At 62.1% G+C, this 14,473-nt stretch carries 17 protein-coding genes; 2 read left to right on the forward strand and 15 right to left on the reverse strand.

Annotated features, from left to right (window positions below; all coding sequences use genetic code 11):
* Nucleotides 1-112: 112 nt before the first annotated feature.
* From CDV46_RS11560 to CDV46_RS11610, 11 genes are all read right to left on the reverse strand, one after another.
* Nucleotides 113-1,171, reverse strand: a complete 1,059-nt coding sequence (locus CDV46_RS11560; RefSeq protein WP_087722582.1) for a MucB/RseB C-terminal domain-containing protein — start codon at nucleotides 1,169-1,171, stop codon at nucleotides 113-115.
* Nucleotides 1,172-1,870 carry a sigma-E factor negative regulatory protein gene (locus tag CDV46_RS11565; RefSeq protein WP_087691264.1) on the reverse strand — a complete coding sequence of 233 codons (699 nt, stop codon included), beginning with the start codon at nucleotides 1,868-1,870 and terminating at the stop codon, nucleotides 1,172-1,174.
* Nucleotides 1,871-1,908: 38 nt separating this feature from the next.
* Nucleotides 1,909-2,508, reverse strand: coding sequence for an RNA polymerase sigma factor RpoE (gene rpoE / locus CDV46_RS11570; RefSeq protein WP_058375946.1), 600 nt, complete (start codon nucleotides 2,506-2,508; stop codon nucleotides 1,909-1,911).
* A 165-nt stretch (nucleotides 2,509-2,673) separates the two neighbouring features.
* Entirely contained in the window at nucleotides 2,674-3,912 is a 1,239-nt protein-coding gene (gene fabF, locus CDV46_RS11575; RefSeq protein ID WP_087691513.1) for a beta-ketoacyl-ACP synthase II, read from the reverse strand.
* 146 nt (nucleotides 3,913-4,058) lie between these two features.
* A complete protein-coding gene (acpP, locus tag CDV46_RS11580; RefSeq protein WP_058375947.1) occupies nucleotides 4,059-4,298 on the reverse strand; it encodes an acyl carrier protein in 240 nt (79 codons plus the stop codon).
* Between the two features lie 136 nt (nucleotides 4,299-4,434).
* The gene (fabG, locus tag CDV46_RS11585; protein WP_058375948.1) at nucleotides 4,435-5,184 is read right to left on the reverse strand and encodes a 3-oxoacyl-ACP reductase FabG; all 750 of its coding nucleotides are present in this window, start codon (nucleotides 5,182-5,184) and stop codon (nucleotides 4,435-4,437) included.
* 35 nt (nucleotides 5,185-5,219) lie between these two features.
* Entirely contained in the window at nucleotides 5,220-6,149 is a 930-nt protein-coding gene (gene fabD / locus CDV46_RS11590) for an ACP S-malonyltransferase (RefSeq protein ID WP_087722584.1), read from the reverse strand.
* A 145-nt stretch (nucleotides 6,150-6,294) separates the two neighbouring features.
* The gene (locus CDV46_RS11595; protein ID WP_058375949.1) at nucleotides 6,295-7,284 is read right to left on the reverse strand and encodes a beta-ketoacyl-ACP synthase III; all 990 of its coding nucleotides are present in this window, start codon (nucleotides 7,282-7,284) and stop codon (nucleotides 6,295-6,297) included.
* Between the two features lie 38 nt (nucleotides 7,285-7,322).
* Nucleotides 7,323-8,375, reverse strand: a complete 1,053-nt coding sequence (gene plsX, locus CDV46_RS11600; protein WP_087722586.1) for a phosphate acyltransferase PlsX — start codon at nucleotides 8,373-8,375, stop codon at nucleotides 7,323-7,325.
* A 118-nt stretch (nucleotides 8,376-8,493) separates the two neighbouring features.
* Nucleotides 8,494-8,673 (reverse strand): 50S ribosomal protein L32, encoded by a 180-nt coding sequence (gene rpmF / locus CDV46_RS11605; protein ID WP_023594409.1) that lies wholly within the window; start codon nucleotides 8,671-8,673, stop codon nucleotides 8,494-8,496.
* A gap of 128 nt (nucleotides 8,674-8,801) precedes the next feature.
* Entirely contained in the window at nucleotides 8,802-9,404 is a 603-nt protein-coding gene (locus tag CDV46_RS11610; RefSeq protein WP_087722588.1) for a YceD family protein, read from the reverse strand.
* Nucleotides 9,405-9,580: 176 nt separating this feature from the next.
* Between CDV46_RS11610 and CDV46_RS11615 the strand changes: the two genes are divergently transcribed.
* Together CDV46_RS11615 and CDV46_RS11620 are read left to right on the forward strand one after the other, a co-directional pair.
* Complete coding sequence (locus CDV46_RS11615) at nucleotides 9,581-10,216, forward strand: Maf-like protein (protein ID WP_087691260.1); 636 nt, start codon at nucleotides 9,581-9,583, stop codon at nucleotides 10,214-10,216.
* A complete protein-coding gene (locus CDV46_RS11620) occupies nucleotides 10,213-10,929 on the forward strand; it encodes an SAM-dependent methyltransferase (protein WP_087691259.1) in 717 nt (238 codons plus the stop codon). The genes CDV46_RS11615 and CDV46_RS11620 overlap by 4 nt, the downstream gene beginning before the upstream one ends.
* 68 nt (nucleotides 10,930-10,997) lie before the next feature.
* Here the strand turns inward: CDV46_RS11620 and CDV46_RS11625 are convergent, their stop codons facing one another.
* The 4 genes from CDV46_RS11625 to CDV46_RS11640 all read right to left on the reverse strand — a co-directional run bounded on the left by CDV46_RS11625 (nucleotide 10,998) and on the right by CDV46_RS11640 (nucleotide 14,223).
* The gene (locus tag CDV46_RS11625; protein WP_087691258.1) at nucleotides 10,998-12,053 is read right to left on the reverse strand and encodes a S49 family peptidase; all 1,056 of its coding nucleotides are present in this window, start codon (nucleotides 12,051-12,053) and stop codon (nucleotides 10,998-11,000) included.
* An 85-nt stretch (nucleotides 12,054-12,138) separates the two neighbouring features.
* Nucleotides 12,139-12,573 (reverse strand): Rieske (2Fe-2S) protein, encoded by a 435-nt coding sequence (locus CDV46_RS11630; protein WP_087722590.1) that lies wholly within the window; start codon nucleotides 12,571-12,573, stop codon nucleotides 12,139-12,141.
* Entirely contained in the window at nucleotides 12,570-13,232 is a 663-nt protein-coding gene (locus CDV46_RS11635; protein ID WP_058375956.1) for an HAD-IA family hydrolase, read from the reverse strand. Before CDV46_RS11635 ends, CDV46_RS11630 begins: the two co-directional genes overlap by 4 nt.
* Entirely contained in the window at nucleotides 13,219-14,223 is a 1,005-nt protein-coding gene (locus tag CDV46_RS11640; RefSeq protein WP_087691256.1) for an RluA family pseudouridine synthase, read from the reverse strand. Before CDV46_RS11640 ends, CDV46_RS11635 begins: the two co-directional genes overlap by 14 nt.
* Nucleotides 14,224-14,473: the final 250 nt, after the last annotated feature.

Below are 14,473 nucleotides of genomic sequence, written 5' to 3' on the forward strand. Positions count from 1 at the left end.
GATAGTCTGGGAATCCCTGAGGGCAACGCTGTCATGCACACGGCTATCGCTGCCATGCGCACCTCGCTGCCCGGGCCGCTCCGTCACCGGTGGCGGCCCGCCCGGCAGCCGCTTACTTCGCCGGCTGCTTGAATTCGATACTTGCAGCGAACTGTTGCAGGGTGGCCTGCGGCACTTCGCCGAGCAAGGTCAGCCAATAGTCGCCGTGGCGCTTGATGAGGATGTTGGTCGCCCCAGCGCTGCCGTGGCCTTCCTTGCGGTCACGCGTGGCCGGCTCGATAAACACCGAAAGTCCTGCCATGCCGTCGGAATATACCACCTGCTGGACATCCAGCGGTTTGCCATCGGCCGTCGAACGCATCGTGCGACGCACTTCGCGCACGGCCTTGAAGCCCGGCACCTTCTTGTCGACGTCGATGCTCCAGCCCGCATCGGACAGATGCGTCGGTGCAATTTGCGGCTTGATGACGTGCCAGCCGTGCGTTGCCTGAATGGCATGCACGATGCGCGCCTTCTCGCTCGGCACAGCAATCGAGATTTGCGAGAACGCAGCCTGCTCGAGCATGTGGCCGTCCGCATCGATGGTCTGCGCACGCAACAGCAACCCCGTGTTGCGATCTGCCCACAGCCGGTAGCCGAAACGGTACTCGTCCTTCGGCGTGAGCTCGATCACCACGCAATCGAACCCGGCCATGCGCTCGTTCGGCAGCAGCTTCGGCGTGTAGAAATCGAGAACGTCGCGATTGGGCGTTGCGAGCAATGCCGGGAACGAATCCTTGCTCTCGCGCTTTTCCTGGAAGACGGTCTTCTGTTCAGGAATCAGCGTGTAGACGTCTTCGTTCTGCCGGAGAATGCGGCGCTGGCGCCCATCGAGGGTTTCGAGTTCTTCGTACTCGTTACCCTTGTCGGCAAAGTGACTGATCTTCGACGATCGCATGGTCGAACCACGCTGATAGACGAAGGTGCCGACGTAATTCTGGGTCTGCGCGGCGCGGTGGATCTTGTTGAGCCACGCGCTGACTTCGCGCCGCTCGACCAATGGGTCGGCGGACGGTGCCGACGCCTGTGCCCACGCCTGCGATTGCAGCGTGGAGACCAGCAGGAAGGCAAAGAGGAAGAAAGTGCGCCCCAAGGGCGCACGCGGCAAGGATTCGATACTCAGGCGCTGCATTTATTCATCCGCTTGCGCCGAGGCTCGCATATAAGGAGACACGCTCTGGCCGATCGGCGCCGGAGCGTATTGCTGATGCGCGGCCAGGTACTGGTCCAGGCGCGCATCGCGCAGCACGATCAGATCGTTCGGACCTGCGCCGTTGGCGGCCGCGGCCACAGCGGCTTGCGGCTGCTGCGTGAGCGTCACACGGGTCAGGTTCGCACCACCCGTGGCAGCCGACGGCGCCGCCGTCTGTGCCAGCACCTGCGGTTGTGCACCGCCGGCCGGGTGATCCTGCAAACGCGGCACCACGACCCACGACAGCGCAGCGACCGCCGCGGCGGCAGCGGCCGTCGGCAGAACGCGACGCACACGCAGGAACGGATTGATTCGGGTAATGCGCGAGCCGGCAGTGCGTGCCGCTTGCGCGGTGCTTGCCTGCACATCGGCCAGAGCGGCCGGTGCGAGCAGATGCGGCTCGGCTTCGAGGCGTGCGGCGAACGAGGCCATGAAGGCCGATTCCGAACGCGGTAGTGCCAATTCATCGGAACGCAGTGCGTCCCCGATCAGGTGGTAGTCGTCCCACAGAGGCCGGCCCGAAGTGTCAGCCTCATCCAGCAGGGCTGCCAACTCGTCCGCATCGAATTCCCCGTCAACCAACGCGGAAATCCGCTCGGCTTGCAGCCCCCGCTGCGTTTGCACCGTCGCTGATCCCATGATATCCCCCAACGAAAATAACTTCCCCGGCGGCGCGCTCACCAGCGCTTACCGTCAGGCGTGTCCAGCAGCGGCCTAAGCCGGCTGGCAATCGCTTCACGCGCCCGGAAAATTCGCGAACGGACCGTTCCGATCGGGCACCCCATGGCTTCGGCGATCTCTTCGTAGCTCAAACCCTCGATTTCTCGCAGGGTAATTGCCGTCCGAAGTTCATCGGGCAAAGCCTCCATCGCCGCGTTGACCGTTTGAGCAATCTGCTTGCTCATCAGCATCGACTCAGGCGTGTTGATATCCCTTAGTTGATCGGCCTCGGCAAAAGTTTCCGCTTCTTCAGCGTTTGCTTCAGTCGAAGTCGGTGCACGGCGCCCCTGCGTGGCCAGGTGGTTCTTCGCCGTGTTGACAGCAATACGATACAGCCAGGTATAGAACGCCGACTCGCCGCGAAACTGCGGCAAGGCGCGGTAGGCCTTGATAAAGGCCTCCTGCGTCACATCCTCGACCTCAGCGTGATCGCGCACGAGCCGCGATACGAGGCGGATGATCTTGCGGTGATATTTCGCAACCAGCAGCTCGAAGGCGGCTTTGTCGCCTTTTTGCACGCGCTCGACGAGCGCCTGGTCGATTTCTCGTTCACTCACCTGATATGGATCCGTTTTTTCTCTGGCTGCCAGATCCGGTCGGATCTGATTGCACCATGGCGGCACTTGCCGCCACAGTTGGATGTGTCTTGTACGCCGCACGCCCGGGCACACTCACCGGCGCGTGGGTAGCGGAACGGGACGCCTGCGCGGCGTCCCGCGAACTTAGACTCGCTGGAAGACCAGCGTGCCGTTAGTCCCGCCAAAACCGAAAGAGTTCTTCAATGCGACGTCAATTTTCATGTCTCGGGCCACGTTTGCGCAGTAATCCAGATCGCAAGCGGGGTCCTGATTGAAGATATTGATCGTCGGCGGCGACTTTTGATGGTGCACGGCCAACACGGTAAACACCGACTCCAGACCACCGGCGCCACCCAAAAGGTGACCGGTCATCGATTTGGTCGAATTCACCACGACTTGCTTGGCCGCATCGCCCATCAGGCGCTTCACAGCGACCGTTTCGGCGATATCGCCCAGCGGCGTCGACGTGCCGTGTGCGTTGACGTAGTTCACCACGTCGGCGTTGATACCGGCGTCGCGCAAGGCGTTCTTCATCGAACGCAGTGCGCCGTCGCCGTCTTCGCACGGTGCGGTCATGTGGTACGCGTCGGCGCTCATGCCGAAGCCAGTCAGCTCGGCGTAGATCTTCGCGCCGCGCGCCTTGGCGTGCTCGTACTCTTCGACCATCATCACGCCGGCGCCTTCGCCCAGCACGAAGCCGTCACGATCGCGGTCCCACGGACGGCTCGCCGTCGCCGGATCGTCGTTACGCTCCGACAGGGCCTTCATGGCGGCAAAGCCACCGATGCCCAGCGGCGAAACGGTCGACTCGGCACCACCGGCGAGCACGGCGTCCGCATCGCCGTACTGGATCATGCGCGCGGCTTGACCAATACAGTGCAGACCCGTCGTGCAGGCCGTGACGATGGCAAGGTTCGGGCCTTTCAGGCCGAACTTGATCGACAGGTGACCCGAGATCATGTTGATGATCGAACCCGGCACGAAGAACGGGGAAATCTTGCGCGGACCGCCTTCGATAAGCGACTTATCGGTGTCCTCGATCATCGGCAGACCGCCGATGCCCGAACCGACCAGCACACCAATACGCTCGGCATTGGCTTCGGTCACTGCGAGGCCACTGTCTTCGAACGCTTGAATGCCGGCAGCAAGCCCGTAATGGATAAACGTATCCATACGGCGGGCTTCCTTCGCGGAAATGTACTTCTCGGTCTCGAAGTTCTTGACTTCGCCCGCGAAGTGCACCCGATGGTTGGTCGAATCGAACTTCGTGATGTTGGCGATGCCCGAGCGGCCGGCGACCAGATTTTCCCAACCTTCAGCAACAGTATTGCCGACCGGCGAGATCAGGCCCAGACCAGTAATGACGACGCGACGACGACTCACGATACTCCCCTTCTTCTGCTGGGTCATACAAAACAAAAGCCACAGAGGCGACAGGGTCCGACCCCGTGCTCCCTGCGGCTGACAGGCATCCCTGGCGCCGGGAACCGGTCGGCACTCCGGCCGGCCAGGCGATCCGTAGGCCCTGTTTAGGCCTTGACGTGCGCGCTTGCGTAATCGATCGCTTGCTGCACGGTGGTGATCTTTTCGGCTTCTTCGTCCGGAATTTCCATGCCGAACTCTTCTTCCAGGGCCATCACCAGCTCGACCGTATCGAGCGAGTCGGCACCCAGGTCATTCACGAAGCTCGATTCGTTCTTGATTTCTGCTTCGGCAACGCCAAGTTGTTCCGCGACGATCTTCTTGACGCGTTGATCAATGTTTTCCATGCAAACTCTCCGGGGTAGTTAGTTCAGACAAGTGCGCGCATTTTAACAGGTTTGCCAAGCAAAGTTACCATGCGCCAAATAATGTTCAATGTCGCGCAAAATCACGTAATTCCACCGCTTTTTACGCGACCTGCCGTTAATTCATGAACATGCCGCCATTCACGTGCAGCGTGGTGCCGGTGATGTAACCGGCCTGCGGCGACGCGAGGAACGCTACGGCATTCGCGATATCTTCCGGCGCGCCCAGACGGCCCAACGGAATTCGCGACTTCAGGGCTTCGTGCTGGGCTTCGCCCAACGCCTTGGTCATATCGGTATCGATGAAACCCGGCGCCACGCAATTGACCGTGATGTTTCGGCTGCCGATCTCAGCGGCCAACGAACGCGACATGCCTGCCACACCCGCCTTGGCAGCGGCGTAGTTGGCCTGCCCCGGATTGCCGGCCGAGCCGACCACCGAGGTCACGTTGATGATGCGGCCGTTGCGGGCCTTCATCATCGGCTTGATTACGGCACGCGACAGACGGAAGATCGCCTTCAGATTCGTGTCGATGACGTCGTCCCACTCGTCGTCCTTCATGCGCATCGCGAGGTTGTCGCGCGTGATGCCGGCATTGTTGACGAGGATGTCGAGCTTTCCGTATTGCTTGAGAATGTCGTCGAGCGCCGCGGCCACGCCTTCAGCGTCGGTCACGTTCAGAACGATGCCTTTTCCCGAAATACCGGCTTCGGCGAAATACGCGTCAATGCCCTTCGCGCCGGCTTCGCTCGTGGCGGTACCGACGACGGTCGCGCCCTGACGGGCCAGTTCGAGAGCGATGGCACGGCCGATGCCGCGCGAGGCACCAGTCACCAGCGCCACGTGATTGTCGAGTTGCTTGCTCATGAGAGGAATACCTTTGCCTGTTCTTGGCTGAGTGCTTACGAGAGCTGGCCGCGCACGTCGGCGAGCGATGCCGGATCGGTGATCGCCAGTCCCGTGAGGTTGCCGTCGATACGCTTGGTCAGACCGGTGAGCACCTTGCCCGGACCGCACTCGACCACTTGCGTCACACCTTGACCGGCGAGCCACTTGACCGACTCGACCCATCGCACCGGGGCAGCAGCCTGACGGACCAGCGCGTCCTTGATGCGGGCGACGTCGGTCTCGACGGCCACATCCACGTTATTGACCAGCGGGATTTGCGGTGCATTGAACGTCACGCCCGCCAGATACTCGCGCAGGCGATCCGACGCCGGCTTGAGCAGCGACGAGTGGAACGGTGCCGACACCGGCAGCACGAGTGCGCGCTTGGCGCCCGCGGCCTTGGCCAGTTCGCACGCCTTTTCGACGCCGGCCTTGGCACCCGCGATGACCACTTGCGCCGGGGCGTTGAAATTGACCGCCTCGACCACGCCGGCGGCCGACGCTTCGGCGCAAACGTTGCGCACGGTGTCGTCGTCCAGACCCAGAATGGCGGCCATGCCACCCTGACCGACCGGCACGGCTTCCTGCATGGCTTGCGCGCGGAAACGCACGAGCGGCACGGCATCCTTGAAGGCGATCACACCGGCAGCCACAAGCGCGGTGTATTCACCAAGGCTGTGGCCTGCCACGAACGCCGGCACGGCACCGCCCTCGGCCAGCCACGCGCGGTACATCGCGTAGGCGGCACTGAGCATGACCGGCTGGGTATTGGTGGTGAGGTTCAGATCTTCGGCGGGGCCAGCGGCGATCAGCTTGGCCATATCCTGCCCGAGGGCGTCCGAAGCTTCGGCGAGCGTCTCGCGCACAACGGTGTTGTCACCGAAGGCGTCCAGCATGCCCACCGATTGGGATCCTTGTCCCGGGAAAACGAAAGCGAATGTCATGGCGCTTGGGTTTGCAGTCAGATTCAGGAAATAACGCGGCGCATTGTCGCGCGTCGTCGTGACGCGCGAGGCGGCATCGCTGCGTGAGCGGCATTCCTCGACGGAATAACCGACACGCGCGCGACGCCACTGCGCCGGAGGGCTTTTACATGCGGAACAGCACCGCGCCCCAGGTAAAGCCGCCGCCAACGCCTTCGATCATGACGTTCTGGCCGGGCTTGATGCGGCCATCGCGAACCGCCACGTCAAGCGCGAGCGGAATCGAGGCGGCCGAGGTATTGCCATGCTGGTCGACGGTGACGACCATTTTTTCTTCGGGCAGACCCAGCTTGCGGGCCGTGCTCGTCATGATGCGCAGGTTGGCCTGATGCGGAATCAGCCAGTCGATCGCCGACTGCTCCAGTCCGGCCTTCTCCAGGGCCTCGTGGGCCACTTTCTCCAGCACCTTGACGGCCAGCTTGAACACCGCCTGGCCATCCATATAGAGGAACGCCTCACCCTGCACCGCACCGGCATTCACATTGCCCGGCACGCACAAAATGTTCGAGTGGCTGCCGTCGGCGTGCAGCGCACTCGACAGAATGCCCGGCTCGTCGGAGGCTTGCAGCACGACCGCGCCGGCACCATCGCCGAACAGCACGCAGGTGGTGCGATCGTTGAAATCGAGAATCCGCGAGAACGTCTCGGCACCGATCACCAGCACATTGCGGTGGGCGCCGGCGCGAATGAAGTTATGCGCCGTGGCCATCGCGTAAGCGAAGCCCGAGCAAACAGCCTGCACATCGAACGCCGCACATCCATTGGTGATGCCGAGCTTGTTCTGCACGAGGCAGGCAGTGCTCGGAAACACGAAGTCGGGTGTGGAGGTGGCAACGATGATCAGATCGAGCTGGTTGGCGTCGAGTCCGGCCATGTCGAGCGCGCGCTTCGCGGCCTCGGTGGCCATGTCGCTGCTGCTCTGATCAGGCGCCGCGAAATGCCGGGCCTTGATACCGGTGCGCGCGACGATCCACTCGTCGCTCGTCTCGATGCCGCGCGTGGCAAGCTCGTCGGCCAGCTGCTGGTTGGTCACGCGTCGTGCCGGCAGATAGCTGCCGGTACCGATGACACGGGAATGAATCGCGGACTGGGTCATCTTAAGATCAGTTAGCGCGCCAGGGCAGGCCGTCGGCATCAAAGCGCCGGAATGGCGCTCGCCGGCTTGTTGTCCTGGAGCTTGGTTTGATTCTCCTGCATGGCGTGCGACAAGCGGTCGAGCACACCATTGCGAACTGCATCATAGCCGCGTTTGATAGCCCATTCAAACGAGTAGGCGTCGGCCGAGCCGTGGCTCTTGATGACAAGTGCACGCAACCCGAGCAACGCCGCACCGTTATAACGACGGTGATCGACGCGGTTCTTGAAGCGGGTGAGAATCGGCAGCGCGACAACAGCGATCACTTTGGCCCACCACGTACGGGTGAATTCCTCTCTGATCATGTCGCCGAGCATTTGCGCCAGGCCTTCGGAGGTCTTGAGCGCGACGTTACCGACGAAACCGTCGCAGACCACGATGTCGGTGGTGCCGCGATAGATATCGTTGCCTTCCACGTTGCCGTAGAAGTTCAGCGTGGAGGCGCGCAACAGCTCGCCTGCCTGCTTGATGACGTCGTTGCCCTTGATAACTTCTTCGCCGATGTTGAGCAGACCGATCGACGGATGGTCCTTCCCGTCGACCGCCGCGACGAGCGCGTGGCCCATTTCGGCGAATTGCAGCAGGTGGGTCGGCTCGCAGTCCACGTTGGCGCCCAGATCGAGCATCGTGGTGTAGCCGGCCTTCTGATTAGGCAGCACCGTGGCAATGGCGGGACGTTCGATACCCGGCAACGTCTTGAGCACGTAGCGCGAAACGGCCATCAGCGCACCGGTATTCCCGGCGGACACGCAAGCCTGCGCGCGCGCTTCCTTGACCAGATTCAACGCCACACGCATCGAAGAGTCTTTCTTCTTGCGAAGCGCGGTCTCGACCGAGTCGTCCATGGCGACAACTTCGGTCGCATTGACGACGGACAGGCGCGGGTGATCCGTCATGCGCAACTTTGCGAGCTGCGCATTGATGGCGTCCTGCTGCCCGACCAGCACGAGCTCGACATCGTCGGTGGATTGTACGAAGTGAACCGCGGCCGGCACCGTCACCGATGGGCCATGGTCACCGCCCATACAATCGATCGTCAGGGTGACTGTCATGTCGACGTGATTGGCTTGCGGTACAGGTAACAAAAAAAGCGGCAGGATAAGTGCCGCTTTTGCCACATCGGACGATCAAACAGCGCCATGATGGGCGCGTGTCGTCTGTCGGGCCGAATTAGTCGTTCTTGGTCTTGATGACCTTACGACCACGGTAGAAACCGTTCGGCGAAATGTGGTGACGCAGATGCGTCTCACCCGACGTCGGTTCGACGGCGGTCGACGGTGCGGTCAGGAAATCGTGCGAACGGTGCATGCCGCGCTTCGACGGCGACTTCTTGTTCTGTTGAACGGCCATGATAACTCCTCAAAATATCGCGAAATTTTAACACAGTTCGAGCGCCGCCCTACGGTGTCGGCCTGTCGGCCCGACCTGTGCGACTAACGCAAACATGTACTTTGGTGAGCCGGAAACCCGGCCGCACTTTACTTTCCGTCCTTGTCCGGCGAGCGCTTGAGCGCTGCCAGCGCCGCGAACGGAGACGGCTTATCCTCTTCTTCGGGCTCGGGTTCCGGTTCGGTCAACCCGTCGCTGCCCGTGGCCAGCGCGTCGTGCACACTCGGACAAACCTCGTGTTTGGGCACAATCGGCAAAGCCAACAACAATTCTTCCTCGACCAGCTCGCGCAGATCGAAATGCTTCGAGCCGACCAGCGCTTCGAGCTCGTCTTCGTCGAGCGGACGGGCTTCAGCAGCCGCATCGTCGCGCACGACTTCAAACGTCGTCTCCGAGTCCAGCGGCTCCTGGTACGGCGTCAGGCAGCGTTGGCACTCCAGCCACATCGGGCCTTCGACCGACAGCGTCAGAAACTGCGCAACGGTGGGCTTGCCATCCGCACGCAACACCTGCTTTTCGCTGCCCTCGGCACGCCAATGGAACACGCCTTTCGTACGGGCGGCCTCCGAGACTTCAGGAGGCACTTCGGTTACCATGCGCGGCAAAGCCGCAAGTTGCACGTCACCTTCCGCCACCCGGCCGGTACGCGCGAATTCGAACAGATCGACGATATATTCGTTCATCACGCTCATCCTTGCCTTGGCGCATCTGACTGCTTTTCAACGTCCCTTGCCCTCGCAGCGCCTTGATCCGACGCCGTTTTCCGGTGTTCGAACCCTGATCGCGCAGACTGGCGGGACCGAGCGCCAGATTGCAAAAGCCGTGAATTCTAAATAGTTTTTCGTTTCTCGTCAAACACTTAAACCCGATGACCGCACAGCCCCTGCCACCGTTGATCCTGGCCTCCGGATCGCGCTATCGCCGTGAACTGCTTGAGCGCCTGCGCCTGCCGTTCACGGTCGTCGTCCCGAACATCGACGAAACCCCGGCACCTGGCGAAACCCCGCACGACACCTCCCTGCGCCTGTCGCGCGAGAAAGCGCAGGCTGTCGCCGCCCTTCACCCCGACGCCCTCATCATCGGCTCCGATCAGGTCGCCACCTTCGAAGGCCGCCAGATCGGCAAGCCCGGCAATTTCGAGAACGCCATGGCGCAGTTGCGCGACATGCGCGGCAAAGTCGTGGAATTTCACTCCGCACTCTGTCTGCACGATGCTCGCCACGACCGCAGCCAAGCCACAGACGTGGTAACCCGTGTGAAGTTCCGTGACTTGCCCGATGACGTGCTCGCCGCCTATCTTCACGCCGAAACGCCCTATGACTGCGCCGGGAGCGCCAAGTCCGAGGGGCTGGGCATCATGCTGCTCGAAACCATCGAGAACGACGATCCCACCGCCCTCATCGGCCTGCCGATGATCGCGCTCACGACCATGTTGATGCAGGCGGGCGTATCAATCGTGCCGCAGACCGTACATCAACAAGGTGCTTCGGGAGCCAAGGCATGAGCGGCACGCTGTACCTGATTCCGAACACCCTCGGCACCGACACGCGTGGCGGCTTGCCCGCCGTGCTGCCCGAAGAGGTCCGCACGGTGACGGCCGGCCTGACGTACTTCGTCGGCGAACAGGCCAAGAGCACGCGCGCCTTTCTGAAACTGGTCGGAGTGAGCACGCCGATTCAGGAAATCGAAATCCGCGAGTTGAACGTCAACACGCCGCCAGCCGCCATTGATGCTCTGCTGGCACCGATTCTGGCGGGTGCCGACGGCGGCCTCGTATCGGAGGCGGGCTGCCCGGCGGTGGCCGATCCGGGGGCCCTGCTGGTGCGGCGCGCCCACGAGAAAGGCGTCCGCGTGGTGCCTTTCGTCGGTCCGAGCTCGATTCTGCTTGCTCTGATGGCCAGCGGTCTGAACGGCCAGAGTTTCGCGTTTCACGGCTACTTGCCGACGGATGCGGGCGAGCGCGCCAAACGGCTGCGCGAACTCGAACAGCGCTCGCGTAAGGAAAAGCAGACGCAGATCTTCATCGAGACACCCTACCGCAACAAGGCCATGCTCGATGCGCTGCTGCAAAATTGCGACGCATCGACGCTGCTGTGCGTGGCCGTCGATGTGACGCAGGATGCGGAGCAGATCGTCGCGCATCGCGTGAAAGGCTGGCCGCAGAACACCGTGGAGCTACACAAGCGCCCCGCGATTTTCCTGTTCCTCGCGCAGTAAAACGAAAACCCCACGAAAACGGCCGTTTCCGTGGGGTTTTTCATCGATTTCGCATCGAAAATCCAGTTTTACTTCAACGACAGCGACGAGCCCATCATCATCGTCTTCATGGCCGCAGTGCCGACCGCCGCACCGAATCGGCGCGCCATGCGCTCGGGCAGGTTTTCCTTGACGGTGTAGTCAACCAGATCAGGCGCTTTCAGCACATCGCGGGCGACTGAATCCACCGTGCCCGTGCCGTCGGCCAACCCCAATTCGATGGCACGCTGGCCCGTCCAGAACAGCCCACTGAACAGATCCGGGTCGTCCTTCAGGCGATTGCCGCGCCCCTTCTTGACCGCACCGATGAACTGCTGATGTACCTGCTCAAGCATGTCGAGCGCGTACGTCTTTTGCTGATCGGTCTGCGGCGAGAACGGATCGAGGAAGCCCTTGTTGCGCCCGGCCGTCAGCAAACGCCGCTCGACGCCGAGCTTGTCCATGAGCCCCGTGAAACCGAAACCGTCCATCAACACGCCGATGGACCCGACGATGCTCGCCTTGTCGACGTAAATCTTGTCGGCAGCCGCCGCCACGTAATAGCCGCCGGACGCACAAATTTCCTCGACCACGACGTACAACGGCTTCTTCGGATATTTCGCGCGCAAACGGGCGATATCGTCATAGATCATACCGGCCTGCACCGGACTGCCGCCCGGGCTGTTGATCCGCAGGATCACCCCCGCAGCCGAGGAATCCTCGAACGCCGATTCGAGTGCCGAGTTGATCTTTTCAGCACTGGCCTGACCATCCGGGGCAATTTCGCCGCTCAGCGTCACGAGTGCCGTGTGCTTGCCGGAACCGCCAGCGGACGATGTGCTGCTGCTCCCATCGATATCGAAAATCGACCACACGACGAGCGCAACGATCGCGAGCATCAGCAGGCGAAAGAAGATTTTCCAGCGGCGCGCAGCCCGCTGCTCCTTGATGCCGGCCATCAGCACCTTTTCGAGCATCTCGCGCTCCCACGGCTTCACTTCGCGAGGGTCACGCGGACTCCCACCACCTCCCGAAGGGGGACGCCCGCCGGGTGGCGGAAAACCGGGTTCGGTGCGGGGCGAATCGGGCGGGAGGGCGTCGGCCATACGTTGTCCAGAGAAGCTTTAGGAAAAGGCGGTAGAAGTTCGGCTGTCGTCGCGTTCAGGTCGCGTCGGTCATTCGCAGATCTCGTCACGCGGCCGACGCCGGCGCATCGGGCACTTGTATATAGGCGTCCGGCCACCACACAACCGTCGTCGCGGCAGCAGCGCCACCCGACGGCGCCCCGTCAGTCAGGGCCAACTGTTCCTCGACCCGCACCGGCTGCAATGCACCGCCACGGCATGGGCCGCCGACGCAATGACCCGTATTGGGCTCATACGTCGCGCCATGCGTAGCGCACATCAAGTATAAGCCGGACGTCTCGAAGAACTGCCCCTCGGACCAGTCCAGCTCCATGGGCACGTGGGCGCACTGATTGAGGTAGCCATACACCTGCCCGTCGTAGCGAATCACGAAGGCTGGCGTGCGATGTCCGCCGACTAGCACCTCGAAGCGCACGCCGAGTCCGCCGTCCACCAGCGCGGTACCGGCACAGATCGGCTGCGGCGCGACGGTTTCGCTCACACCCGCTCCAGCAGCCACTCGCGCAACTCCGCCACGCTGCCCGCACAGAACGCAGGCGCAAGCGCCTCAAGCTGATCACGCGGATGCGCGCCACCATAGGCCACGGCCACGCTCGCGGCCCCGGCGCTGTGCGCCATCTGCAAGTCGTGCGTGGTGTCGCCGATCATGACCGTGCGGCGCAGGTCTTGCCCAAGCTCACGGGTGAGTTCCTGGAGCATGGCCGGATGGGGCTTCGAGAATGTCTCATCCGCGCAACGTGTCGCGTCGAACGTGCGCATCAGGCCTGCCGATTCGAGCGCGCGGTTCAGGCCAACGCGCGACTTACCGGTCGCCACTGCCAGGAATCGACCGCGCGAGCGCAGTTCTTCCAGCAATTCTCGTACGCCGGGAAACAACACGGTGGCTTTATCGCCTATCAAGTAATGAAAGCGATAGCGTTCAGAAAGACGCGGATAGTGCGCAGGGTCGAGCGTCGGAACCGCCATTTGCAGGGCGTCACGCAGCCCCAGACCGATGACATGGCTGGCCAGCTCGTCGGTCGGCACAGGCAACCCAAGATCGCGGCAAGCCGCCTGGATACAGCGGGTAATAGTGGGCGTCGAATCCATCAACGTCCCGTCCCAGTCGAAAACGACCAGGTCGAACTCAGGGCTTGGCATCGGCGGGAGCGCCTCGAAGTTGATTCAGGAATTGCTCACATTCTGGCGGCAACGCCGCTTCCAGTGCAATCGGCGTATCGAGCACGGGATGCGTGAACTTCAACCGCCAGGCGTGCAGGAACATGCGTTTGATACCGGGCTTGGCGCCGGGACGGGCGAGATTCTTGTTCAGCGTGAAGTCGCCGTACTTGTCGTCTCCCACGATCGGGGTGCCGCAGTGTGCCAGATGAACGCGTATCTGATGGGTTCGTCCCGTTTTCAGTTCCGCTTCCAGCAAGGTATAAGGCGGAAATGATTCCACCATGCGAAATACGGTGTGCGACTGCTGGCCGTCTTCCTGCACCCGGACGCGGCGCTCCCCCTCGGACGTGACGTATTTATATAGCGGCGCCTTGACCGCCCGCAGCTTGTCGCGCCATTCGCCGGTGACACAAGCCAGATAACGCTTGTCCATCCGGTTGTGGCGAATCTGCTCGTGCATGCCGACCAACGCGGCGCGCTTCTTGGCAAGCAGCAGAATGCCCGAGGTATCCCGGTCGAGGCGGTGCACCAGCTCGAGAAACTTCAGTTGCGGCATGGCGCGGCGCAATTGCTCGATCACACCGAACGACACGCCGCTGCCACCGTGCACGGCCACGCCGGACGGTTTGTTGATGGCCAGCAGGTAGTCGTCTTCGAACAGGACGGGGAATGTGGCGGCGGGAACGTGGGTCTGGGGTTCGTTGGAACCAGCGGCCACGCGGACCGGGGGGATACGGATGATATCGCCCAGGACAAGTCGATAGGCTGCGTCTACTCGCCCTTTGTTTACGCGGACTTCGCCGCTGCGAAGAATCCGATAAACGTGACTTTTCGGTACCCCTTTGCACTCACGCAGGAGGAAATTATCGATCCGCTGACCGGCCGAGCCGTCATCGACTTCGACCAACCGCACCTGTGGTGCGGGTGCCGGCGCAACCATTTTGTGCCGACTTTTGCCTAACTCATTCATTATGAATATAATTTGTCCGACAGAGGTGGCGGTAGCGGGAATCGTGCCAAATCCACACCTCTGCTGGTGCATACCCCAAAACGGTATTTTACTTGCACCCCGGGCAGGCTGCTCGTCCGGTGACCCTGGAGCAGCGAGCGCACGCACGTCACGCAGCGTCGGCAGGAAGTCTGGCCCATAGGCCGCTTCGGTCGCAGCGCGCATGACGCGGATAGAGTTGGTGGTTATAGAATTTTTTGGCGGTCAGACT

Origin of the sequence: Pandoraea sp. PE-S2T-3 (assembly GCF_002179965.1) — a bacterium.
Classification (GTDB): Bacteria; Pseudomonadota; Gammaproteobacteria; order Burkholderiales; family Burkholderiaceae; genus Pandoraea.